The sequence below is a fragment of the Sphingobium quisquiliarum P25 genome (genome assembly GCF_000445065.1).
Lineage (GTDB): Bacteria > Pseudomonadota > Alphaproteobacteria > Sphingomonadales > Sphingomonadaceae > Sphingobium > Sphingobium quisquiliarum.
On the sequence record NZ_ATHO01000070.1, the window covers coordinates 75,470 to 97,164 of the forward strand.

Sequence of the window (21,695 nt, forward strand, 5' to 3'; positions counted from 1 at the left end):
TAAGTCGGCGGCGGATACCATGGCGGCAGCCGCTGCCCGACGACTAGCCCAGCGGCGCCGGAAATCCCACCCCGTTCATGCTGCACCGCGAGATGAAAGGAGTTGGGCGAGAGACGCGCCGCTGTCCGATGACATGCCTCAAGCCGCCGCCCGCACACGCTCGGCGTCATAGAAGGTCGCCCCGCTCGCCGCCATGTCCTGCAACTGCACCGTCGGCGCGAAACGCTCCCCATGCCGCGCCGCCAGCCGCTCCAGCACGGCGACGACAGGGCCGATGCCCAGCGTGTCCATGTGGCTGAACGGCCCGCCGGTCCAGGCTGCGAAGCCCCAGCCGAAGATCGCGCCGATATCGCCGTCTTCCGGCGTTTCCAGCACGCCTTCCTCATAGCAGCGCGCGCATTCCACCAGTTGGCGGTAGAGCAGCCGCTCCTTCACCTCCTCGACATCGGGCTGGACGGGCGCGCGGGGGAACATCTCCTCCAGCCCGGTCCACAGATGCTTCTTGCCGCCTTCGGGATAGTCATACCATCCCTTGCCGCTTTTCCGCCCCAGCCTGCCCAGTTCCACCATGCGCGCTGTAACCGCATCGGACGGCTGGGCGACATAGGCGTCGCCCAGATCCTTCTGCGCCGCCAGCACGACCTTGTGGCCAAGCTCGATCGACACTTCGTCGCCCACCGCCAGCGGGCCCACGGGCATCCCAAGCTGCCGCCCGGCATTTTCGATCAGAGCGGGGTTGATCCCCTCCGCGACCATCTCCACCCCTTCTTGCACATAGGTGCCGAAACAGCGTGAGGTGTAGAAACCGCGCGAATCATTGACGACGATGGGCGTCTTCTTGATCTGCGCCACGAAATCCATCGCCTTGGCGATCGCCGCCGGGCCCGTTTCCTTGCCCAATATGATTTCGACCAGCGGCATTTTCTCCACGGGCGAGAAGAAGTGGATGCCGATGAAATTGGCTGGCTTGCTCCATGCCCCGGCCAGCTTGGTGATGGGCAAGGTGGAGGTGTTCGACCCGAAAATGACGTCCGGCCCCAGAACCGCCTCCACCTTCTTCGTGACCTCGGCCTTGATGGCGGCATCCTCGAACACGGCCTCGATCACGAAGTCCGCTCCCGCGAGCGCGGCATAGTCAGTGGCCGGGGTCACGCGGGCGAGCGTTTCCGCCATTTTTTCAGGCGTCATCCCCTTGCCCAGCCTCTTTTTGAGCTGCTCCTCGACATGCGCCTTGCCCTTTTCGGCAAAGCTCAGGTCGCGGTCGAACAGGATGACCTCCATCCCCGCCTGCGCCGCAACGGTGGCAATGCCCGCACCCATCATGCCCGCGCCCAGCATGGCCAGCTTCCTCGTCGGCGCCTTGGGCTGATCGGCAGGCCGCCTCGCGCCGCGTTCGGCCGCCTGCTTGTTGACGAACAGGCTGCGGATCATGTTGGCGGCTTGAGGATCGGCAGCGACCTTGGCGAAATATTTGCTCTCTATGCGGATCGCGCGGTCGAACGGCAGGATCGCGCCCTCGTAAACGGCCGACAGCAGCGCGATGGGCGCATTCATGTTCCGCTGCGTCTGTTTGAGGGTCATGGGCAGCGCCCCCGCCATCGTCTGCACGAAAGCCGGATTGAATCCGCCCGCGCCGCCGGGGAATTTGAAACCTTTCTGATCCCATGGCTGAACGCTGGCGGACGGGTTGGCCTTTACCCACTGGATCGCCGCCGCGACCGCCGTTCCCTGCGGCACGACTTCGTCCACCACCTTCATCATCGCCGCTTCGGCCGGCCGGAACAGCTTGCCCTGCAACATATAGAGCAGCGCCGCCTGAACCCCGATGATCCGGGGCAGCCGCTGCGACCCGCCGCCGCCCGGAAACAGGCCGATCAGGATTTCGGGCAGGCCCATCTGCGTCCTGGAACTGTCGCCCGCGACGCGGTGATGACAGGCAAGCGCCAGTTCGAATCCGCCGCCGACACAGGTGCCCTCGATCGCGCAGGCCACTGGCTTGCCGCAGGTTTCAAGGCGGCGGAGCAACCGGTTGAGGATGAAGACCTTGTCGAAAATCTCGGCTGGGGCAGGGCGCTTGCCGCTCTCGCTCGCCAGCATCGACCCGAAATATTTAAGGTCCAGGCCCGCCATGAATCCGGCTTCCTTGCCCGATGCTATGACCGCGCCCTTGACCGCCTCGTCCGAAGCGATCCGCGTGACCGCCTCGTCCAGGTCGGCCAGAAACTCCGGTCCGATGACGTTCATCGACTGTCCCGGCACATCGATGGTCAGGGTGGCGATGCCGTCCGCGTCTACGTCGAAAGCGATGGTCTGCATGATGATGCTGCCTCTCAACTCGGTTCGCCCTGACATTGTCGAAGGGCGGTTCTTGTTCTCAGAATGGTGAAGCGTCTCGACGGGCCGGGCCCGGACGGAGCGCGTCAGATCCTCTCGATGATGATCCCGGTGCCCATGCCCGCGCCGACGCACAGGTTGACCAGCGCCGTGCCCTTGCCGGTCCGCTCCAGTTCGTCCAGCGCCGTGCCCAGCACCATCGCGCCGGTCGCGCCCAGCGGGTGACCCATGGCGATCGCACCGCCATTCACGTTGATCTGGCCATGATCCAGGTCCATCGCCTGCATGTAGCGCAGCACCACGCTGGCGAAGGCTTCGTTGAGTTCCCAAAGGTCGATGTCGCCCTTGCTCATCCCCGCGCGGTCCAGCAGCTTGCCCGCGACATATTCCGGGCCGGTCAGCATGATCAGCGGTTCGGAACCGATGGAGGCCATGGCCCTGATGCGCGCGCGCGGCTTCAACCCATATTTCTCGCCCATATCCTTGTTGCCGACCAGCACCGCGGCCGCGCCGTCCACAATCCCCGAACTGTTGCCCGCATGGTGGATATGGTTGACCCGCTCCAGTTCGGGGTAGCGGAGCAGCGCCACCGTATCAAAGCCCGGCATGTCTTCGCCCAGCGCGGCGAAGCTGGGTTTCAGCGCGCCCAGCGACTGCATTGTGGCGTCGGGACGCATATGTTCGTCATGGCCCAGAACCACCTGGCCGATGACGTCCTTCACCGGCACGATCGACCTTGCAAACCGTCCCTCGTCCCATGCGATCTTGGCGCGGCGCTGGCTTTCCACCGCATAGGCGTCCGCATCGTCGCGGCTGATGCCGAACTTGGTCGCAATCACGTCCGCGCCGATGCCCTGCGGCGCGAAATAGCTTTTATAGGCGACCGCCGGGTCCATCGCCCATGCACCGCCGTCCGACGCCATGGGAACCCGGCTCATCGATTCGACCCCGCCGCCTATGGCAAGGCCCGCTTCGCCCGAATAGACCTTCGCGGCGGCCATGTTCACCGCCTCCAGCCCCGATGCGCAAAAGCGATTGATCTGCACGCCGGGGACCGTCTGGGCGTAGTCCGCGTTCAACGCCGCCAGCCGCGCGATGTCCGCGCCTTGCTCCCCGACCGGGCTGACGCAGCCCAGGATCACGTCATCGACATCGCCGGTGTCGATGCCGGTCCTGTCGCGCACGGCTTGCAGGACCTGGGTCGCCAGTTGGATCGGCGTGATTTCGTGCAGCGATCCATCGGGCTTGCCGCGTCCGCGAGGCGTCCTGACGGCATCGTAGATAAAGGCTTCCATCGCTATCATTTCCTCTCCGCCGGTAAACGCCAAGGCTGCCGGCCAAGGCCACAGATGTATTTACGTTTACGTAAAGCGCAAGCGTCTATTCCGCTGATTTGACGGCTGACGCCAAATCCGCTTGATCATTCACCGCGTGTCAGAGGCCGATTCCCTTAAGGCGCCTTCGCCTTTTTCCATCCCGGTTTTCCGCGCGGTCTGGTTCGCCAGCCTTGCGTCCAACTTCGGCGGGCTGATCCAGTCGGTGGGCGCGGCATGGATGATGACCTCGCTCTCCGCTTCTCCGCAACTGATCGCGCTGGTGCCCGCGTCGACCACCTTGCCGATCATGCTGCTGTCCCTGTGGGCGGGGGCCGTGGCCGACAATCTCGACCGGCGGCTGGTGATGCTCTGCTGCCAGATCTTCATGCTGCTCGTGTCGGCCTTGCTGGCCCTGTCCGCCTGGGCGGGCATCCTGACGCCGTGGAGCCTGCTGGCCTTCACCTTCGCGGTCGGTTGCGCGACGGCCATCAACGGCCCGGCTTGGCAGGCTTCGGTCGGCGACATGGTGCCAAGGGCCGCCTTGCCCAGCGCCGTGTCCCTGAACAGCATGGGTTTCAATCTGGCTCGCAGCGTGGGGCCGGGGCTTGGCGGCGTCATCGTGGCTGCGGCAGGCGCGGCGGCGGCGTTTCTGACCAATGCGCTCAGCTACATCGCGCTTGTCATTGTCCTGTTGCGCTGGCGGCCCGATCGCCCGCCGCACCCCTTGCCGCGCGAGCGGCTGGGCGACGCCATGCGGGCTGGCGTGCGCTATGTTTCCATGTCGCCGAAAATCCAGACCGTCCTGTTGCGGAGCGGCGCTTTCGGGGTGGGCGCCAGCGCCATATCCGCGTTGATGCCGCTGATCGCGCGCGATCTTCTGCATGGCGGCGCGATGACCTTTGGCACTTTGAGCGGCGGCTTCGGCATGGGCGCGGTACTGGGGGCGCTTTCCACCAGCCGTCTCAGAAGTCGTTTCCGCATCGAAACCATTGTTCGGGCGGCGTCGGTGCTGCTGGGCCTGGGGATGGCGATCGCCGCTTCATCCAGCCTTCTCGTGTTCGCCTTTGCGGGTCTGCTGCTGGGTGGAGCGGGGTGGGTCGCTGCGCTCGCCACCTTCAACATCTCCGTCCAGATGTCGGCTCCCCGCTGGGTGCTGGCGCGCGCGGTCGCGCTTTATCAGATGTCGGCGTTCGGCGGCATGGCCATGGGTGCATGGCTGTTTGGCTGGCTGGCGGAACATCATGGCGTCGCCACCTCGCTCTACACCGCCGCCGCCTCGCAGATCGCCGTCGCCCTGATCGGCTTTTTCCGCCCCTTGCCGCAGACGGGCGAAGACAATCTGGACCTGCAAAATCACTGGCGGGAACCGCAGACCGCCGTGCCGGTCGAAGGGCGGAGCGGGCCGGTGGTCGTGACCATAGAATATCGCATTCCCGCAGGGTCGGTCGTGCCGTTCCTTGCGGCGATGAACGAGCGCAGGAGGATTCGCCGCCGCGACGGCGCGCATGGCTGGTCCTTGCTGAGGGACCTTGGCGACCCGGAACTGTGGCTCGAACGCTATCATGTCTCCACCTGGCTGGACTATGTCCGCCACAACAGCCGCCGGACCATGGCCGACCTCGCCAATTCAGAAGAAATACGGCGATTGCACATCGGCCCTAATCCGCCGGTCGTTCACCGCATGATCGAACGGCAGACCGGCTCCCTGCCCTTGGGCCGGACGCCTGATCCCCGCGAACTGGCCGACCCCATGACCGATCCGACCCGGTCTAGCTGACGCGCTTTTCTCTATATTTCGCTCATGTCTTCGGGCGTATCGATGTCGCGCAGATAGCTCCCATGCGTCTCCACCTGCACGCCATGGCTCAGCAATGCGCGAGCGCCCTGGTCCCCCCGCAGGCTGAGCAGTTCGGGAAAGTGGCTGCGGCCGATGAAGGCGGGCGGAGAGGACGAAAAACCATCGCTGCTGGCAACAACGGACCTCACATCCCGCGCGGCCATGCAGATGCGGTTGTAATGGGATTGCGGCACGCGCGGCATGTCGGCAAGGCAGATCAGGATGCCGCGATATTTCCGCAGCGGCATCACATGCTCCACTGCCTTGACGATGCTCGCCGACAGGCCGTCTTCCGGCCGCTCATTCACCAGAATCGTATAGCCGCGCCTTTCCAGCTTGCGATGAATGACCGGCGCCTGCCCGGCCGGGCGGACGACGGCGATCAACTCGCCAAAAGCCAGCGACGCCACCGTTTCCAGCGTATGCGCAATCACCGGCTTGCCGTATAGATCAGCCATTAGTTTGTCGCCCTCGCCGAACCGGGAAGAAGCGCCCGCTGCCAGCAGCACGGCGGCGATCTGATCCGTCCGCATCTAGCGGAATAGACTACGCGGGAAGGCGGAAGAGGACGTTGCGGGCTCGTTCAATGGACGGTCTTCCTTGGTCGGTGCCGATGTGCCACCCGGCCGATAATGTGTCCAGAGCGGGAAAGGGGTGGCCATCGCAGGGTAGAGCCGCCATATGCGTGGGCGAAGAACAGGAGTGGCAGCTTGATGGATTATGATCCCGACGCAGAGGCTGTAGGCGAAGCGATCAAGGAACCCGTGCCCGCCGATGTGGCGGAGGCAATCCGCACGTTGATCCGCTGGTCGGGCGATCAGCCTGATCGTGAAGGCCTGCTGGAAACGCCGGAGCGCGTCGCGCGGGCGTGGCGCGAATATTGCCGCGGCTATAATGACGATCCGGCTTATCATCTGTCGCGCATATTCCACGAAGTCGGCGGCTACGACGATGTCGTCCTGTTGAAGGACATTCCGTTCCAGTCGCACTGCGAACATCATATGGCCCCGATCATCGGCCGCGCGCACATCGCTTATCTGCCTGGCAAATATGTGGTCGGCATCTCCAAGCTCGCCCGCGTGCTGCACGCCTTTGCCAACAGGCTGCAAGTGCAGGAGCGGCTGACGTCGGAGGTCGCTAACTGCATCTGGGAGCATTTGAAACCACAGGGCGTAGCCGTGGTCATCGAAGCGACCCATGGCTGCATGACCGGTCGCGGCGTGCGCACCCCCAATGTGCTGATGAAGACCAGCCGCATGCTGGGCGTGTTCCGCGACGATGAAAAAAGCCGTGAAGAAGTGTTGAAGCTTATCAGCGCGTGAGCAGTGAAGAAGCGCCTTCCTACCGGCCGTTGAGCGGCGGCCGCGAACGATCTGCCGAGGCGGGATCATTGCCCTTGGCGAACAAGCGCCTTGCGCTGGTCACGGGTGGTCATCGCAGGCTGGGCGGCGTCATAGCGGCGGGCTTTGCGCGGGCGGGCTATTCCCTTGCCATACACGGGAGCCACGATACGCGGCTCGACTCGCCTCTCGCGCTGGCGCTGGAGGAGAACGGCACGGAATGGGAAGGGTTCACGGCCGATTTCGCTGATCTGGAAAATGCCGAAGAACTGGTGGCCAATGTGGCCGAGCGGTTCGGGCGGCCACCGGACATATTGGTGAACAGCGCGGCGCTGTTCGGGCAGGACAGGCTGGATAGCGTCACCGCGGACGATCTGACGCGTCATTATGCCATCAACTGCGCTGCGCCCGCCCTGCTGACGAAAGCCTTCGCGACGATACCGGCGGGTGTGGGGGATCGCTGCATCATTAACATACTCGATCAGCGCATTGACCATCCGCACGGTGATCAACTGGCCTATACGCTTTCGAAAATGGCCTTGTCGGGACTGACGCGGCTTTCCGCTTCAACTCTGGCTCCGCACATCCGGGTGAACGCCGTCGCGCCGGGGCTTACCATCGCCACGCCCGATTATGACGAAGTGCAGATGGAACGGCTTCAATCGATGATGCCCCTCCACAGCCTGCCGTCGGCCGAGCAAATCGCGGATGCTGTCCTCTATTTGGCCCAAGCGCGCGCGGTGACAGGGCAGACCCTCTATATAGACGGGGGCGCGCACCTGCGCAGCTATGATCGCGACTTCATGCATATGGGCCGGTGAACGAGGCTGGCGGCCGCGGCAAAATTTATCCACATCTATCCACAAATTTAGCCCTGCGTTGCCTTTGAAAAGTCAGATTCCGCTTTGAGCGACTCGCCTTTGGTGAGACCATCTTCTTATCGGAACGAACGCCGAGACGGAGAAATCCGCATCTGCAAATCGGTGAGAAATCAGCGGTTGAAGGGCGTCCCGAACATCTGGAAAATGTTGGATCGTCACGGTCGAACATGAACTGGATGGTCCTAGATCAAACGATGCCGGGTACGCGCGAAAGTGAACGTCGGGCTTCGAATGAAAAGGACAGGCTGAGGCAATATGATCCAAGGATCAGACGTGTCAGGCCACAAGCATGCGGACGCCTTCAAGGCAGAAGCATCGCACGCCGCGTCAGATGATCGCATCCTGCAAGGGAAGCGGATCGAGAGACACGACGGAAGTGGGGACCGGCAGAGATGCCGGCCCCCATTTTGCATTCTGGGGCTTGCCGATGTCAGGCAAGGAAGCGCGGGAACTTGGCCGATCGGCTGCCGTGCCGGAAGCAGCCAGTGAAGATCGCGATCCATCGGCGCGTCTCCACGACCCGGCAACCGAATGCGCGGATGGCCTGGAGCTTTCCGATGGAAGGCTTGATTCTGTGCGGAGGAGGCATGGTGTGCCGGTATTTTTGCGGCAGAATACCCGTGCTGAGAAAAGCGCGGTCGAAGATCAGGAGGTCCGTGTCGTGACGCTTGAGCAGGCGCCGAAAAGCGGGGCTGCCATCAAGCGTCGCCATCCGCATCGACGCGCGCAGCCCGGCCTGGTTCAACTGATGATATCGCCGGTGATAGGGGATGTCATGCTCTGTGCTTGCCAACAGCGCGCGTGACGTGAGTAGGGGCACGAAATCGAGATCCTGTTCGATGCCTGCAACATGAGTGGTGCGAGGAGTTGCCGATATCAAGGCAATCAGGTCACCGTTGCGAGGGGAAACGATCGTTGTCTGCGGCGTTGCAAAGGTGGCGATGAGCCCCAATGCCAGAACCATGGCAAGGATGATGCCGGGCACGCGAAAAGATCCTGCCAGCGCCCGCTTCAACAGCCCTGCCATGCATAGCCCCAAGGCCAGCATTCCCATGATCGCAAGCACCGGCTGGCTATAGCGTGAGGGAAGATGTACCGAAAAGGCGATCGACGCCGCGAAAATGTAGCATAGCAGCGCTGCAACCAAGGTATAGAGAAAGAAGCGCCAGGCCTTCGCGCCAGAAGCTAACCTGCCTTGTTTTGCGCGTTTCTGGTAGGCGATGGCGAGTGCGATCATCGGCGCGATCGTCACCGCAAAGTTCAGCAGCAGCCGGGGATCGTCATTCCCCCTGCAATTCACGATGGCGGGCAGGAAGCCGATCCGGCGCGAACATAGCCACGCAACGCTGCCGTCCGCTCCGACGATCGTGCTGCGCCCGTCAAAATTCGTCATGCTGTATATATGCAGGGCTTCGTCGAGCCGCAGTGCAGGGCCCCATCCGGCCAACCCTTCCTTGAAGATCAGCCCGGCTGTGACGACTGCAAGTGTCGTCAGCACCAGCACTGTGACACGCCGCGCGTCCCATGCCAGAGTGAAGGGTGGATTCCACCTCAGCATGTCGAGTGCATAGATTGCGAGGCACGTTATCGCCGGGGCAGGATAGACTACGGCTTGCAGCAACAGGCCGGTCACGGCCAGAATGCGGCGTTCGGACGCGATGGCGTAGAGGGTCATCAGTATCAGCGGCACCGCGATCGCGCGCGGCGTTCCAGAAAACACCGCATCGATATGCAATATAGCCCCAATGACGCAGGAAGAGGCCAGGTAGCGGGCAAAGGGGTCCGCCGTAAAGGCGCTCGCCAGCCGCCAGGCGAAATAGGCGCTGGCTGGCAGGACGATGAGGCCGAGCGACTTCATCATCACGAGCGGTTCGATGCCGACTGCATATGAAGCATAGAGCAAGGCGCGATAGAATAGGGGTGCCGTCTGTTGCCAGTAATCCGCGAGGACGTTGCCTTGCATCGCGCCTGGGTCAGAGATGCGCGCGGTCCAACTCAAAAACTGGCGGGCGTCATTGGGGACCGCCCATTTCTCCCCCGCAAAAGCCGCACGCCAGTAAAGAAACAGCGCAAGAGCGTTGAGGGCAGCGAACATTAGCGCAAGAGGGGCGAGGCGTTGCAGATCCGCCGGGCGCGGAGTTGCGCGGGGAGCCGCCATCTGCTCATGGAAACCGTCGGTCAAATGAAGATTGTCCCAAGGCTGCGGGGCAAGGCCCGCGTCAGCGCAGGTTGATACGCCCTTGCTGCCGAGGGATGACACGGCAATTCGGAGGGTTCTTGTCGGGATATGGTGCCGGCTGAGGGATTCGAACCCCCGGCCTTCGGTTTACAAAACCGCTGCACTACCACTGTGCTAAGCCGGCATGTCCATTCCGGACGGGGAAGCGCCTTACTATCAGATGACGCCGAACGTCCAGCCCTCCGTTCGGGCAATTTGCGGCGTAAGGGGCGCGGGGCTCCACAGGGCGGGATGGCGAGCGGCATTGCGCAACCATGCGGCTGTGACCAAAGCGTCCGCGCCATGATCGTCCGGCGGCAAGCCTGTATGGGATGCGGAGCCGAGCGTGGTCAGGGCGTCATTCAAAGCGGTGAGGTCACGCATCTTCGTGCGGCCCTTTGGACGGCCTGCCGCTTTTGCCGCGATGCTGGTGTAGATTTCCACGATCAGCGACCCTGATAACGGTGCGGGGTCGAACGGCCAGACGGGAATGTGGGGGCGCACATGATGCAGCATCCGCATGCCTGCAAAGCTTGCCTTCGCGACCTGAGCCGCTCCGATGGCGTCGTAAACGGTGGAAGGCTTGCCTCCGCCGCCTGCATTGTAATGGGCTTCGCATGCGCGATTGTGCATGAAGTTGGCCTTCGGTCCATCGGCCCTGCCGAAGTAAAAATGCCGCCTGTGAGTCTGTTCCAGCAGGCTTGCCGCGCCAAGATCGGCATCCTCGCAGATCGCATCGACATAGGCCCAGAAATCAGGCGCATTGGCGGGAACCGGATCGCCGGGCAGGTAGGAAGCGCGAGTGACGAAGGGCGGGGCGAAGCTGAAATCGAAGCCAAAGAGCGTCGGCGCCTCCGCAGCGGACGCAACGAGCCATTCCGCTACAGCCCTGCGCGACCATAGGCTTCCGTCCGGGGGATGCACGAGCATGGGCACGGCCGTTCCCGTTTCGCAGAGGGCGACGGCGATGCCCTTGTGCCGGACGCCTTTAGCCCCGGACCAGTCGATCGCGGCATAGCGGGCGAAGCGAGGGGTCATGATCCGGTGGCCTTTTCACGCAGAACCTTGCAGAATTGGGACAGCGATATGCTATCCTCGACCCGCGCGGCGGCGGCCGGATCGATCAAGGTTCCGATCTTTCGCTGTTGGTCGAACCCTGCAAGGGCGGGCATGGCGACGCCGGGCTGCGCGAAGCAGCGCGGCATGACGGTGATGCCCAACCCCGCGCGGAGAAAGGCGATCGTGCGGTCGTCATTGACTGTCCGCGCGGCGAAGAAAGGGCGCACGCCGCGTTGGGTGAAGAAGCGGCTGACCATGGGAAGCGCCTCGCAATTGCGGCGGACGATCATGTCCATGGCCGCGACATCCTCCGCTTCCAGCATGCCGCGGCTGGCGAGCGGATGACTGTCTGACATGGCGAGGGCATAGCCTTCCTCGAACAGGACGTCCCGCCCGCGCGGGTCATTGCCCAGAACGCCGATCACGGCGTCGATCCGGCCGCGTTCCAGGCGGGGCAGCAGTTCGCGCATGCCGCCCTCGACGATTTCCAGCTTCTCGCCTTCCACCCGGCAGGCCTGGCGTGCGGCGTCCTCGATCCAGGCGGAGGGCAATGTCGATATGATGCCCAGGCGAATGAGCTTGCTGCTGTCGCTTTCCGCCATGGCGTTTTGGGCGCGGGCGAACTCCGCTTCTATGCGGCGGGCGTGGATTGCGAAACGGACGCCTGCTGGCGTGAGTTCGACGCGGCGGTTGGTGCGGTGGAACATCAGATGGCCGATTTGCGCTTCCAGCTTGGCGATTCCGGCGGACAAAGTAGGTTGTGAAATATCACATTGCAGCGCTGCGCGAGAGAAGTTGCCATGATCGACCACGGCCAGGAAATAGCGGATCAGATAGCGTTCAATCATAGATGGCGTCTATGATATGATGGGCGTCCGGTCAATTTTCCGGCGGCTGCTTCCGGTGGTAGAAGGGCCAAAGGCTGAGATCGGCATGCAAGGTGAGGATTGGCATGCCAAAGGCGGGATCTGCATGCTAGGCCAGGGATCAGCCTGCCAAAGCCAGGCATGCCAGGATCAGGGATAGGCATGCCGGGATCGGGGATAGGCATGCTGGGGCCGTGGCTGGGCATGCGGAAGCCGGGGATCGTTGTGCCAGGGCCAGGGATTGGTGTGCCAAGCCGAGGATCGGCATAAAGCTGAGGACCAGAACAGGATCAGGAGAGGCCATGACGCCGGATTTCGATTTCGCGCTGGGTGAGGACGCCCGGATGATTCAGGACGCGGCGCGGCGTTTTGCGGCGGAGCGGATCGCGCCGATCGCCGCCCGGATCGATGCGGAGGATTGGTTCCCGCGCGAGGAACTATGGCCCGCCATGGGCGAGCTGGGGCTGCACGGCATCACCGTATCGCAGGAGGATGGCGGGCTGGGGCTGGGCTATCTGCAGCATGTGGTGGCGCAGGAGGAGGTGGCTCGCGCATCCGCTTCGATCGGCCTTAGCTATGGCGCGCATTCGAACCTGTGCGTCAACCAGATCCGCCGCTGGGCCAATGATGAGCAGAAGGCGCGCTACCTGCCCAAGCTGATTTCAGGCGAGCATGTCGGCAGTCTTGCCATGTCCGAAGCAGGCGCCGGGTCGGACGTCATGTCGATGAAGCTGAAAGCGGAGAAGAAGGGCGACCGCTATATCCTGAACGGCACAAAATTCTGGATCACCAATGCGCCCTATGCGGACACGCTGGTCGTCTATGCCAGGACCGGCGAGGGATCGAAGGGGATCACCGCCTTCCTGATCGAAAAGCAGTATAAGGGTTTTTCCATCGGGCAGAAGATCGACAAGGTGGGGATGCGGGGATCGCCCACTGCCGAACTGGTGTTCGATGATTGCGAGGTGCCGGAGGACAATGTGATGGGGCCGCTGAACGGCGGGGCGGCCGTGCTGATGTCCGGCCTTGATTATGAGCGCACCGTGCTGGCGGGCATTCAGCTTGGCATTATGCAGGCCTGCCTCGACACGGTGCTGCCCTATGTACGGGAGCGCCGCCAGTTCGGAAAGCCGGTCGGGGCGTTCCAGCTGATGCAGGCGAAGGTTGCGGATATGTATGTCGCGCTCAATTCAGCGCGCGCCTATGTCTATGCGGTGGCGCGGGCATGCGACGCGGGCAGGACGACGCGTTTCGACGCGGCGGGGGCGATATTGCTGGCGAGCGAGAATGCGGTGCGCGTATCGCTGGAGGCCGTGCAGGCGCTGGGCGGCGCTGGCTATACCAGGGACTGGCCCGTGGAGCGCTATATGCGCGACGCCAAGCTGCTGGACATCGGCGCTGGCACCAATGAGATACGCCGCATGCTGATCGGCCGGGAACTGGTCGGCGCATGAGCGGGCCTGTTCTCGACACGAAGCTGTCGCCACAGGCGGAGGCGTTCCGCGCCAATGCAGCGCATAACCGCGCGCTGGCCGGGGAATTGCGGGCGAAGGTGGCCGCCGCGGCGATGGGCGGTCCGGCGAGGGCGCGCGAGAAGCATGTGGGGCGCGGCAAGCTGCTGCCGCGCGAGCGGGTGGAGCGGCTGCTGGACCCCGGCAGCCCCTTGCTGGAGATCGGCCAGCTTGCCGCGAACGGCATGTATGATGACGATGTGCCGGGCGCGGGGCTGATAACGGGTGTCGGCCGGGTTGAGGGGCGGCAGGTCATGATCGTCTGCAACGACGCGACGGTGAAGGGCGGCACCTATTATCCGATGACGGTCAAGAAGCATCTGCGGGCGCAGGAGATCGCGATCGAAAACCGCCTGTCCTGCGTCTATCTGGTCGATAGCGGCGGCGCGAACCTGCCCAATCAGGCCGATGTGTTTCCCGACCGCGATCATTTCGGCCGCATATTCTACAATCAGGCGCAGATGTCGGCGAGCGGCATAGCGCAGATCGCCTGCGTCATGGGGAGTTGCACGGCGGGCGGCGCCTATATGCCTGCCATGTCGGACGAAACGGTGATCGTGCGCAATCAGGGCACGATCTTCCTGGCCGGGCCGCCACTGGTTCAGGCCGCGACGGGCGAGGTCATCAGCGCCGAGGATCTGGGGGGTGGCGACCTGCACGGGCGCAAGTCCGGCGTGGTGGATCATGTCGCGGAGAATGACGAACATGCGATCAGCATCGTGCGGGACATCATATCGACGCTGCAACCCGCGCTGGCGATCGACCTGAACCTGCGCGAAGCCGCCCCGCCGAAATATGATCCGCAGCAACTGTACGGCATCGTGCCGCAGGATGTGCGCGCGCCCTATGACGTGCGGGAGGTAATCGCCCGGATCGTCGATGACAGCGCCCTTCACGAGTTCAAGGCGCTTTATGGAACCACGCTGGTCTGCGGTTTCGCGCATATCTGGGGCATGCCGGTCGCGATCCTGGCGAATAATGGGGTGCTGTTCAGCGAGAGCGCGGTCAAAGGCGCGCATTTCATCGAACTGGCCTGCCAGCGGCGCATACCGTTGCTGTTCCTCCAGAACATCTCCGGCTTCATGGTGGGCGGCAAATATGAGGCGGAGGGCATCGCCAAGCATGGCGCGAAGCTGGTGACGGCCGTCGCCACCGCCAGCGTGCCCAAGATCACGCTGCTGATCGGCGGCAGCTTTGGCGCGGGCAATTACGGCATGTGCGGCCGGGCCTATGGACCGCGTTTCCTGTTCACCTGGCCCAACAGCCGCATATCGGTGATGGGCGGCGAGCAGGCGGCGAGCGTGCTGGCGACGGTGCATCGCGATGCGGCGGCATGGACGGCGGAGGAGGCGGAGGCGTTCAAGGAGCCGATCCGCCGGAAATATGAGGAAGAGGGCAATCCCTATCATGCGACCGCACGCCTGTGGGACGATGGTGTGATCGATCCGGTGCAGACCCGCGACGTGCTGGGCCTGGCCTTCGCTGCCGCGCTGAACGCGCCTGTCGCCGATCGCCCGTCCTTCGGCCTGTTTCGGATGTGATGCCGATGATCCAGTCCCTGCTCATCGCCAATCGGGGCGAGATTGCCTGCCGCATCATCCGCACTGCGCGGCGGATGGGCATTCGCACGATCGCGGTCTATTCGGACGCCGACGCCAAGGCTCTGCATGTCCGGTCGGCCGACGAAGCGGTGCATATCGGGCCGTCGCCGGTGCACGAAAGCTATCTGCTGGGCGATCGCATCATCGCGGCGGCGAGGGAGACGGGGGCGCAGGCCGTTCATCCGGGCTATGGGTTCCTGTCGGAGAATGCGGAGTTCGCGCAGGCGGTGATCGATGCGGGGTTGCTCTGGGTCGGGCCCAGTCCGGCGAGCATCACCGCGATGGGGCTGAAGGACGCGGCCAAGACGCTGATGCAGCAGGCCGGGGTGCCGGTGACGCCCGGCTATCTGGGCGAGGATCAAAGCCCCGAACAATTGAAGGCGGAAGCGGATGCGATCGGCTATCCCGTGCTGATCAAGGCGGTCGCGGGCGGCGGCGGCAAGGGGATGCGCAAGGTTGAGAGCGCCGCCGGTTTCGCCGACGCGCTGCTGTCCTGCCAGCGCGAGGCGGCTTCGTCCTTCGGCAATGATCAGGTGCTGCTGGAAAAATGGGTGACGAACCCGCGCCATATCGAGGTGCAGGTCTTCGGCGACAGCCATGGCAATGTCGTTCACCTGTTCGAGCGCGACTGCTCGCTCCAGCGGCGGCACCAGAAGGTCATGGAGGAAGCGCCCGCGCCGGGCATGGACGAAGCGACGCGCGAGGCGATCTGCCAGGCAGCGGTGCGGGCGGCGCAGGCGGTCGATTATGTGGGCGCGGGGACGATCGAGTTCATCGCGGATGGATCGGAAGGGCTGCGGGCGGATCGCATCTGGTTCATGGAGATGAACACGCGCTTGCAGGTCGAGCATCCGGTGACGGAGGAGATTACCGGGCAGGATCTGGTCGAATGGCAATTGCGCGTGGCGGCGGGCGAGCCGCTGCCCAAGGCGCAGCATGAACTGTCGATCAACGGCTGGGCCATGGAGGCGCGGTTGTATGCGGAGGACCCGGGCAGGGGCTTCCTGCCTTCGACCGGAAGGCTGGAGCGGTTCGACATCGGCCCTTCCTGCCGCACCGATACGGGGGTGGAGCAGGGGGCGGAGATTTCCCCCTTCTATGATCCGATGATCGCCAAGCTGGTCGCCTGGGGGGCGGATCGGGACTCCGCGCGGGAGAGGCTGGCGGAGACGCTGGAGCAGACGGTGATATGGCCGCTCAAGACCAATGCCGCTTTTCTGGTGAAGGCGTTGCGGTACCCGGATTTCGCCCAAGGGCGGATCCATACGGGGCTGATCGGGCGTGAGGGCGAGGCGTTGCTGCCCGTGGCGATGCCGTCGCGCGCCGTGCTGGAAACGGCGGCGGCAAGGCTGGCGGCACCGGGCCCGCTGGCTGGGTTCCGGCTGAATGCGGAGCCGCGGCGGGATGGCTGGTTCCTGCTGGACGGATCGCCCGTGAGGGTCGCGGTGGGGGCGTCGGCCGATCGCGAGATGCTCCGCAGCACGATCGTTGCCGAGGCGGGGCAAAGCTGGCTGCTCACCCCGTGGCGTGCTGGCGGCGCTGGGAGTGGCGAAGCGTCGGACGGCGCGATCCTTTCGCCCATGCCGGGCCGCATCATCGCCCTGTCCGTTGCCGCCGGGGACAAGGTGGCGAAGGGGCAGAAGCTGCTGACGCTGGAAGCCATGAAGATGGAGCATAGCCTCGTCGCGCCCTTTGATGGCACGGTTGCCGAACTGGACGCTAAGGAGGGAGGACAGGTCAGCGAAGGCACGCTGCTGGCGAGGATCATGAAGGTGCAGGAGGATTGATGGCGGGCAGATATTTCGGCCAATGGGCGGTCGGTCAGACCATCGTCCACGACATACGGCGCACGGTGACGGAGACCGACAATCTGCTTTTTTCCACCATGACGCATAATCCGCAGCCGCTGCACATTGATGCAGAGGCGGCGAGGGCGAGCGAGTTCGGCCAGATACTGGTCAACGGCACCTTCACCTTCGCGCTGATGATCGGCCTGTCGGTGGGCGACACGACGCTGGGGACGCTGATCGCCAATCTGGGCTATGACCGGCTGGTGATGCCGAGGCCGGTATTTCTGGGCGATACCTTGCGTGCCGAAACGGAGGTGGCAGACATGCGGGCGAGCAAGTCCCGTCCGGGCGCGGGCATCGTCACCTTTTCCCATCGCATGCTGAACCAGCGGGACGAGATCGTGTGTCAGTGCCTGCGCATGGCGCTGATCAAGGGAGGCGAGGCGTGAGGTTGCGGTCGCTGCTGTTCGTGCCCGGCGACCGGCCCGAGCGTTTCGCCAAGGCGGAGGCGAGCGGGGCGGACGCCATCATCCTCGACCTGGAGGATTCGGTTGCGGTTTCCGCCAAGGATCGGGCGCGGGATGCGGTCGCGGCCTATTTGACGGGCTCCGCCGCCGTGCACAGGTTCGTGCGGATCAATCCGATGGACGGGGCGCACTGGCAGGCCGATCTTGGCTGCATCGCCGGGGCGGACGGCATCGTGCTGCCCAAGGCGCAGGGCGCCGCGACGGTGGAGGCATTGGCGGGGCATATCGATGCTGATCTGCCCATCCTGCCGATTGCGACGGAAACGCCGCAGGCGCTGTTCGCGCTGGGCAGCTTCGGCAGTGTTGCGGACCGGCTGTGCGGATTGAGCTGGGGCGCGGAAGACCTGTCCGCCGCGATCGGCGCGGTGTCGAGCCGGAGGGAAGACGGGGCCTTCACCGCGCCCTTCGAGATGGTGCGCGGGCTTGCCCTGTTCGGGGCGCATGCGGCGGGTGTCGCCGCGATCGAGACGGTCTATCCGGCGATCGGGGATCTGGCGGGGCTCAAGGACTATGCCGCGCGGGGGAGCTATGACGGCTTTACCGGCATGCTGGCTTTGCACCCGGCACAGGTACCGGTCATCAACGCCGCCTTTACCCCCAGCGAGGCGGAGGTCGCCTTCGCGCGCCGGGTCGTGGAGGCGTTCGCGGCTGCTCCCGATGCGGGCGTGCTGAAGATAGACGGCAGGATGATCGATGCGCCGCACCTCGCCCAGGCGCGCAAGATATTGGCGCGTGCGGCAGTGCCCTAGCGGCCTGATTTGCGCTTGGCGGACCAGTAGGCGAGGCGTTTCCTGATGTCCCGCTCAAAGCCGCGCTCATTGGGAGCGTAGAGCGGTTCGGGGTGAGCGGCGGCTATCTGTTCGGGATAGAATTCCTGGCCGGAAAAGGCGTCCGGCTGATCATGGTCATATTGATAACCGGCATGGTAGCCCAGGTCCTTCATCAGGGCCGTCGGGGCGTTCAATATATGCTTGGGTGGCGGCAGGGAGCCGGTGCGGCGGGCAAGGTCCATCGCGCGGTCGAGCGCCAGATAGGAGGCGTTGGACTTGGGCGCGGTCGCGACATAGTTGATGGCCTGTGCCAGGAACAGCCGTCCTTCGGGCAGGCCCACCCGCTCGAACGCCTGCCAGGCGGTGATCACCTGCACCATGGCTTGCGGATCGGCCATGCCGACATCCTCCGACGCGGCGCAGGCGAGCCTGCGGAAGATGACCGCCGGGTCCTCGCCGCCCGTCAGCATCCGCGCCGCCCAATAAAGCGCCGCGTCCACGTCGCTGCCGCGCAGGCTCTTGTGGAAGCAGCTGAGCAGGTTGAAATGTTCTTCCTTGCCCTTGTCGTAGAGCGGCGCGCGGGACTGGATCACGGATGCGAGCTGATCGGTGCCGAGGGGGGCGTCCGGTGGAAGGCTCATCAATTCTTCGCACAGGCCCAGAAGATAGCGGGCGTCGCCATCGGCCATGGCGATCAGCGCATTCCGCGCGCCAGGCGTGAGCGGCAGGGGCTTGCCGAAATGACGCTCCGCCCGTTCGATCACCTTGGCAAGGTCGCCGGTGCCCAGCCGGTCGAGGGTGAGGACCTTCGCGCGCGACAGGAGGGCGGACACGAGGCTGAAACTGGGATTTTCCGTGGTCGCGCCGATCAGGACGAAGGTGCCGTCCTCGATAGCGGGGAGCATCGCGTCCTGCACCGGGCGGGAAAAGCGATGAAGCTCGTCGATGAAGACGGCGGTGGGGCGTCCGCTGCTGTCGCGCAGCGCCGACGCGGTGGCGATCGCCTTGCGCAGGTCGGCGATGCCGGTGGATACGGCGGATAGCTGAATGAACTCATATCCCGCCTCCGCCGCGATCAGGCGGGCGATCGTCGTCTTGCCCACGCCCGGAGGACCCCAGAGGATGAAGGAGGACAGCCGCCTGTTTTGAAGCATCCGGCCGAGCGGTCCTTCGGGCGACAGGAGATGTTCCTGGCCGATGACGTTAGCGATGGCGGCAGGGCGCAGGGTTTCCGCAAGCGGCCGGGGGGCGTCGCGGCTGAAAAGCGAAGCGGTCATCGAAGCACCATGCGGGGCCGGGGCGCGGGCGGGATGAAAAGGTCAGCCATCACCCTGATATAGGCAGAGGCGCCGGATCATGGAACCGGGCTGGATCGCGGCGTCGCGCCCTGGCTGCGTTGACGGATCACGCGCAGATAAGTGTCGACCAGCGCCTGATTGACCTGATCCCAGCCATAGCGTTCGGCCTCCGCCACGGCGGCTGCGCCTGCTGCCCTGCGGCGGTCCGCGTCGTTGCAATAGGTGGTGAGCGCATCGGCGAAAGCGCCGATCGCGCCGGGACGGATCAGCCGCCCTGTCACGCCTTCGCTGACAAGGCTTTCGCTGCCGGTCGCGCGGGCCGCGACGGTAGGAAGGCCGCAAGCCATCGCCTCCAGCGTCACATTGCCGAAGGTTTCAGTGATGGAGGGATTGAACAGCATGTCCATGCTGGCCACCGCCCGGCCAAGGTCGGCACCCTGCTGAAACCCGGTGAAGATCGCCTTGGGCAGGCGGTTCTGGAACCATTCGCGCGCGGGGCCTTCGCCGACGACCAGCACCTTGTGCCGCACCTGCCGCAGCGCAAGCTGGTCGATCGTGTCGGAAAAGACGTCCAGCCCCTTTTCCATTACCAGCCGTCCGATGAAGCCGATCACCGGGTCTTCATCAGCAATGCCGAGCGACCGCCGCCAGCCAAGGTCGCGCCGGTCCGGGTGGAATATCTCGCGGTCGATGCCACGGGTCCAGATGCCGACATCATAGCTCATCCGCTGTTCCCGCAGCAACTGGGCCATGGATTCGGACGGCGCGACGATGGCGTCGCAGCGCCTGTAGAAGCGGCGCAACAGGGATTCGATCGTCGATTCCAGAAAGGCGAGGCCGTAATAGCGCGGATAGGTTTCAAAGCGGGTGTGCACGGATGCCACCGCAGGCAGGCCGTGCCGCCGCGCCCAACTGACTGCGCGATGCCCCAGCGGGTCCGGGCTGGACACATGGACGAGGTTGGGGCGGAAGGATTTGAGGTCGCGCCGGACATGCCCCGACATGCAATAGGATACGCGATATTCCTTGCGGCCCGGAACGGGAAAGGATGGCGCGCTGACCAGATCGCCCGCCGGTTCGAAAGCGGGCGTATCGGTGGTCGGCGAATAGACGCGCACCGCCGCGCCCTGACGAAGCAGATAGCCCACGAAACGGTTCAGCGCCTGGTTAGCGCCGTCCCGCACATAATTATAATTGCCGCTGAACAGGGCGACGCGAAGGCCGGTGACATTCATCACTGGCCCCTTAACGCAGGCAAACGCAAAACCCAAGGGAACCCGGCCAGCCGCCGGGATTTTTGCCTTGCGTCAGTAACAGGAAACGGCCGGCGCGGTTGCGCCCCGCAGGAGAGGATGCGGATGACCGAAAGCTTTCGCAAAGGAGCACGGGTCAAATGGAATTGGGGTCAGGGCGTCGGCCGAGGGCATGTTGCTGAACGGTTCGACCAGCAGGTCGAACGCAGGATTGAAGGCGCGCTGGTCCGGCGCAACGGATCGCGCCGGGACCCCGCGTATCTGGTCCGTGCGGACAATGGCGGCGAGGTGCTGAAACTGGGATCGGAATTGAGTCGGGCCTGATCGGCCATCGCCAAGCGCCTGCGCCCATGTCATAGGAGCGCGATGGCGACCGATCTGATCATCGATGCCTTGCTGACCGGCAAGCCCGCCCCGTTCCGCGACGGCGATTACAGCGCCATCGCGAAACGGCCGGTGACCGGCCCGGTGCGCATCGGATGGCTGGGGCTGGAAGGCGATACGGTTGCCGATCCGGTTCATCATGGCGGCTGGGACAAGGCCATTCATCTTTATCCACAGGAACATTATGACTGGTGGCGCGAGCGGAAGCCGGGCCATCCGCTGCTCGACCGGCCGGGCGCGTTCGGCGAGAATGTCGCGTCGCGAGGCATGACCGAGGAGGATATCTGCCTTGGCGACCGCTTTTCGCTGGGCACCGCGATCGTCGAGGCGAGCCATGGACGGCAGCCCTGCTGGAAGCTGGACCATCGTTTCGGCCAGCGCGACGTCATGGCGGCGATGGTGAAGACGGGGCGCAGCGGCCTCTATTTCCGGGTGCTGCGTGAAGGCGAGGCGGAGGCGGGGATGCGGATGCAACTGATCGAGCGCGTTCTGCCCGAATGGCCCATCGCGCGCGTTTTCCGCCTGCTGATCGGCGGCGGGCACAAGGCGGAGCCTGAGGCTGTGCGCGCGCTGGCGGACATGGCTGTGCTGGCCGAAGCATGGCGGGATCGCGCCCGCAAGCTGTCGGGCCATGGGGCGGCCGGGAGCACAACACGGTCTGCGGCCTCCCTAGCATCTGGTAAGGGGCGAGGCGGCTCCCTATAGCTGCA

At 64.4% G+C, this 21,695-nt stretch carries 18 protein-coding genes and 1 tRNA gene; 10 read left to right on the plus strand and 9 right to left on the minus strand.

Annotated features, from left to right (window positions below; genetic code table 11):
* Positions 1-138: 138 nt before the first annotated feature.
* Positions 139-2,316 (minus strand): 3-hydroxyacyl-CoA dehydrogenase NAD-binding domain-containing protein, encoded by a 2,178-nt coding sequence (locus L288_RS30240; RefSeq protein ID WP_031304250.1) that lies wholly within the window; start codon positions 2,314-2,316, stop codon positions 139-141.
* 104 nt (positions 2,317-2,420) lie between these two features.
* On the minus strand, positions 2,421-3,629 hold the full coding sequence (locus L288_RS30245) for an acetyl-CoA C-acetyltransferase (RefSeq protein ID WP_021237935.1): 1,209 nt from the start codon (positions 3,627-3,629) through the stop codon (positions 2,421-2,423).
* Positions 3,630-3,765: 136 nt separating this feature from the next.
* On the opposite strand from L288_RS30245, the gene L288_RS30250 reads away from it, so the two are divergent.
* Positions 3,766-5,427: an MFS transporter gene (locus tag L288_RS30250; RefSeq protein ID WP_031304251.1), complete on the plus strand. Its 1,662-nt coding sequence runs from the start codon at positions 3,766-3,768 to the stop codon at positions 5,425-5,427.
* Positions 5,428-5,438: 11 nt separating this feature from the next.
* Here the strand turns inward: L288_RS30250 and L288_RS30255 are convergent, their stop codons facing one another.
* The gene (locus L288_RS30255; RefSeq protein WP_021237937.1) at positions 5,439-6,020 is read right to left on the minus strand and encodes a nucleotidyltransferase family protein; all 582 of its coding nucleotides are present in this window, start codon (positions 6,018-6,020) and stop codon (positions 5,439-5,441) included.
* Between the two features lie 180 nt (positions 6,021-6,200).
* Between L288_RS30255 and folE the strand changes: the two genes are divergently transcribed.
* Positions 6,201-6,809, plus strand: coding sequence for a GTP cyclohydrolase I FolE (gene folE / locus L288_RS30260; RefSeq protein WP_021237938.1), 609 nt, complete (start codon positions 6,201-6,203; stop codon positions 6,807-6,809).
* A complete protein-coding gene (locus L288_RS30265) occupies positions 6,806-7,648 on the plus strand; it encodes an SDR family oxidoreductase (protein WP_031304252.1) in 843 nt (280 codons plus the stop codon). The genes folE and L288_RS30265 overlap by 4 nt, the downstream gene beginning before the upstream one ends.
* 490 nt (positions 7,649-8,138) lie before the next feature.
* Here the strand turns inward: L288_RS30265 and L288_RS30270 are convergent, their stop codons facing one another.
* The 4 genes from L288_RS30270 to L288_RS30285 all read right to left on the minus strand — a co-directional run bounded on the left by L288_RS30270 (position 8,139) and on the right by L288_RS30285 (position 11,833).
* A complete protein-coding gene (locus tag L288_RS30270; protein WP_021237940.1) occupies positions 8,139-9,803 on the minus strand; it encodes a hypothetical protein in 1,665 nt (554 codons plus the stop codon).
* Positions 9,804-9,996: 193 nt separating this feature from the next.
* Positions 9,997-10,071 (minus strand) — tRNA-Thr (locus L288_RS30275).
* 32 nt (positions 10,072-10,103) lie between these two features.
* Positions 10,104-10,964, minus strand: coding sequence for a hypothetical protein (locus tag L288_RS30280; protein ID WP_021237941.1), 861 nt, complete (start codon positions 10,962-10,964; stop codon positions 10,104-10,106).
* A complete protein-coding gene (locus L288_RS30285) occupies positions 10,961-11,833 on the minus strand; it encodes a LysR family transcriptional regulator (RefSeq protein ID WP_021237942.1) in 873 nt (290 codons plus the stop codon). The genes L288_RS30280 and L288_RS30285 overlap by 4 nt, the downstream gene beginning before the upstream one ends.
* 320 nt (positions 11,834-12,153) lie before the next feature.
* Here L288_RS30285 and L288_RS30290 point away from each other — a divergent pair, with 320 nt between their 5' ends.
* From L288_RS30290 to L288_RS30310, 5 genes are read left to right on the plus strand one after another with little or no spacing between them, the layout of a single operon-like run.
* Positions 12,154-13,305 (plus strand): acyl-CoA dehydrogenase family protein, encoded by a 1,152-nt coding sequence (locus tag L288_RS30290; RefSeq protein ID WP_021237943.1) that lies wholly within the window; start codon positions 12,154-12,156, stop codon positions 13,303-13,305.
* Positions 13,302-14,903 carry a carboxyl transferase domain-containing protein gene (locus L288_RS30295; RefSeq protein ID WP_021237944.1) on the plus strand — a complete coding sequence of 534 codons (1,602 nt, stop codon included), beginning with the start codon at positions 13,302-13,304 and terminating at the stop codon, positions 14,901-14,903. Before L288_RS30290 ends, L288_RS30295 begins: the two co-directional genes overlap by 4 nt.
* Positions 14,904-14,908: 5 nt before the next feature.
* The gene (locus L288_RS30300; protein ID WP_021237945.1) at positions 14,909-16,750 is read left to right on the plus strand and encodes an acetyl/propionyl/methylcrotonyl-CoA carboxylase subunit alpha; all 1,842 of its coding nucleotides are present in this window, start codon (positions 14,909-14,911) and stop codon (positions 16,748-16,750) included.
* On the plus strand, positions 16,750-17,202 hold the full coding sequence (locus L288_RS30305) for a MaoC family dehydratase (RefSeq protein ID WP_021237946.1): 453 nt from the start codon (positions 16,750-16,752) through the stop codon (positions 17,200-17,202). Before L288_RS30300 ends, L288_RS30305 begins: the two co-directional genes overlap by 1 nt.
* Complete coding sequence (locus L288_RS30310; RefSeq protein WP_031304256.1) at positions 17,199-18,029, plus strand: HpcH/HpaI aldolase/citrate lyase family protein; 831 nt, start codon at positions 17,199-17,201, stop codon at positions 18,027-18,029. The genes L288_RS30305 and L288_RS30310 overlap by 4 nt, the downstream gene beginning before the upstream one ends.
* On the opposite strand, the gene L288_RS30315 is transcribed toward L288_RS30310, so the two are convergent.
* A complete protein-coding gene (locus L288_RS30315) occupies positions 18,026-19,327 on the minus strand; it encodes a replication-associated recombination protein A (protein ID WP_021237948.1) in 1,302 nt (433 codons plus the stop codon). The two genes, L288_RS30310 and L288_RS30315, sit on opposite strands and share 4 nt — an antisense overlap.
* A 77-nt stretch (positions 19,328-19,404) precedes the next feature.
* On the minus strand, positions 19,405-20,583 hold the full coding sequence (locus L288_RS30320; protein WP_021237949.1) for a glycosyltransferase family 4 protein: 1,179 nt from the start codon (positions 20,581-20,583) through the stop codon (positions 19,405-19,407).
* Positions 20,584-20,706: 123 nt separating this feature from the next.
* Between L288_RS30320 and L288_RS30325 the strand changes: the two genes are divergently transcribed.
* On the plus strand, positions 20,707-20,925 hold the full coding sequence (locus tag L288_RS30325; RefSeq protein WP_021237950.1) for a hypervirulence associated TUDOR domain-containing protein: 219 nt from the start codon (positions 20,707-20,709) through the stop codon (positions 20,923-20,925).
* A 42-nt stretch (positions 20,926-20,967) separates the two neighbouring features.
* Positions 20,968-21,690: an MOSC domain-containing protein gene (locus tag L288_RS30330; protein WP_021237951.1), complete on the plus strand. Its 723-nt coding sequence runs from the start codon at positions 20,968-20,970 to the stop codon at positions 21,688-21,690.
* Positions 21,691-21,695: the final 5 nt, after the last annotated feature.

Bases quoted from the DNA above. Each gene is read 5' to 3' on its own strand.
- L288_RS30295 (WP_021237944.1), top strand. From the start codon at position 13,302: ATGAGCGGGCCTGTTCTCGACACGAAGCTGTCGCCACAGGCGGAGGCG.
- L288_RS30330 (WP_021237951.1), top strand. From the start codon at position 20,968: ATGGCGACCGATCTGATCATCGATGCCTTGCTGACCGGCAAGCCCGCC.
- L288_RS30280 (WP_021237941.1), bottom strand. From the start codon at position 10,964: ATGACCCCTCGCTTCGCCCGCTATGCCGCGATCGACTGGTCCGGGGCT.
- L288_RS30285 (WP_021237942.1), bottom strand. From the start codon at position 11,833: ATGATTGAACGCTATCTGATCCGCTATTTCCTGGCCGTGGTCGATCAT.
- L288_RS30320 (WP_021237949.1), bottom strand. From the start codon at position 20,583: ATGAATGTCACCGGCCTTCGCGTCGCCCTGTTCAGCGGCAATTATAAT.
- L288_RS30290 (WP_021237943.1), top strand. From the start codon at position 12,154: ATGACGCCGGATTTCGATTTCGCGCTGGGTGAGGACGCCCGGATGATT.
- L288_RS30325 (WP_021237950.1), top strand. From the start codon at position 20,707: ATGACCGAAAGCTTTCGCAAAGGAGCACGGGTCAAATGGAATTGGGGT.
- folE (WP_021237938.1), top strand. From the start codon at position 6,201: ATGGATTATGATCCCGACGCAGAGGCTGTAGGCGAAGCGATCAAGGAA.
- L288_RS30245 (WP_021237935.1), bottom strand. From the start codon at position 3,629: ATGGAAGCCTTTATCTACGATGCCGTCAGGACGCCTCGCGGACGCGGC.
- L288_RS30270 (WP_021237940.1), bottom strand. From the start codon at position 9,803: ATGTTCGCTGCCCTCAACGCTCTTGCGCTGTTTCTTTACTGGCGTGCG.
- L288_RS30300 (WP_021237945.1), top strand. From the start codon at position 14,909: ATGATCCAGTCCCTGCTCATCGCCAATCGGGGCGAGATTGCCTGCCGC.
- L288_RS30315 (WP_021237948.1), bottom strand. From the start codon at position 19,327: ATGACCGCTTCGCTTTTCAGCCGCGACGCCCCCCGGCCGCTTGCGGAA.
- L288_RS30305 (WP_021237946.1), top strand. From the start codon at position 16,750: ATGGCGGGCAGATATTTCGGCCAATGGGCGGTCGGTCAGACCATCGTC.
- L288_RS30240 (WP_031304250.1), bottom strand. From the start codon at position 2,316: ATGCAGACCATCGCTTTCGACGTAGACGCGGACGGCATCGCCACCCTG.
- L288_RS30255 (WP_021237937.1), bottom strand. From the start codon at position 6,020: ATGCGGACGGATCAGATCGCCGCCGTGCTGCTGGCAGCGGGCGCTTCT.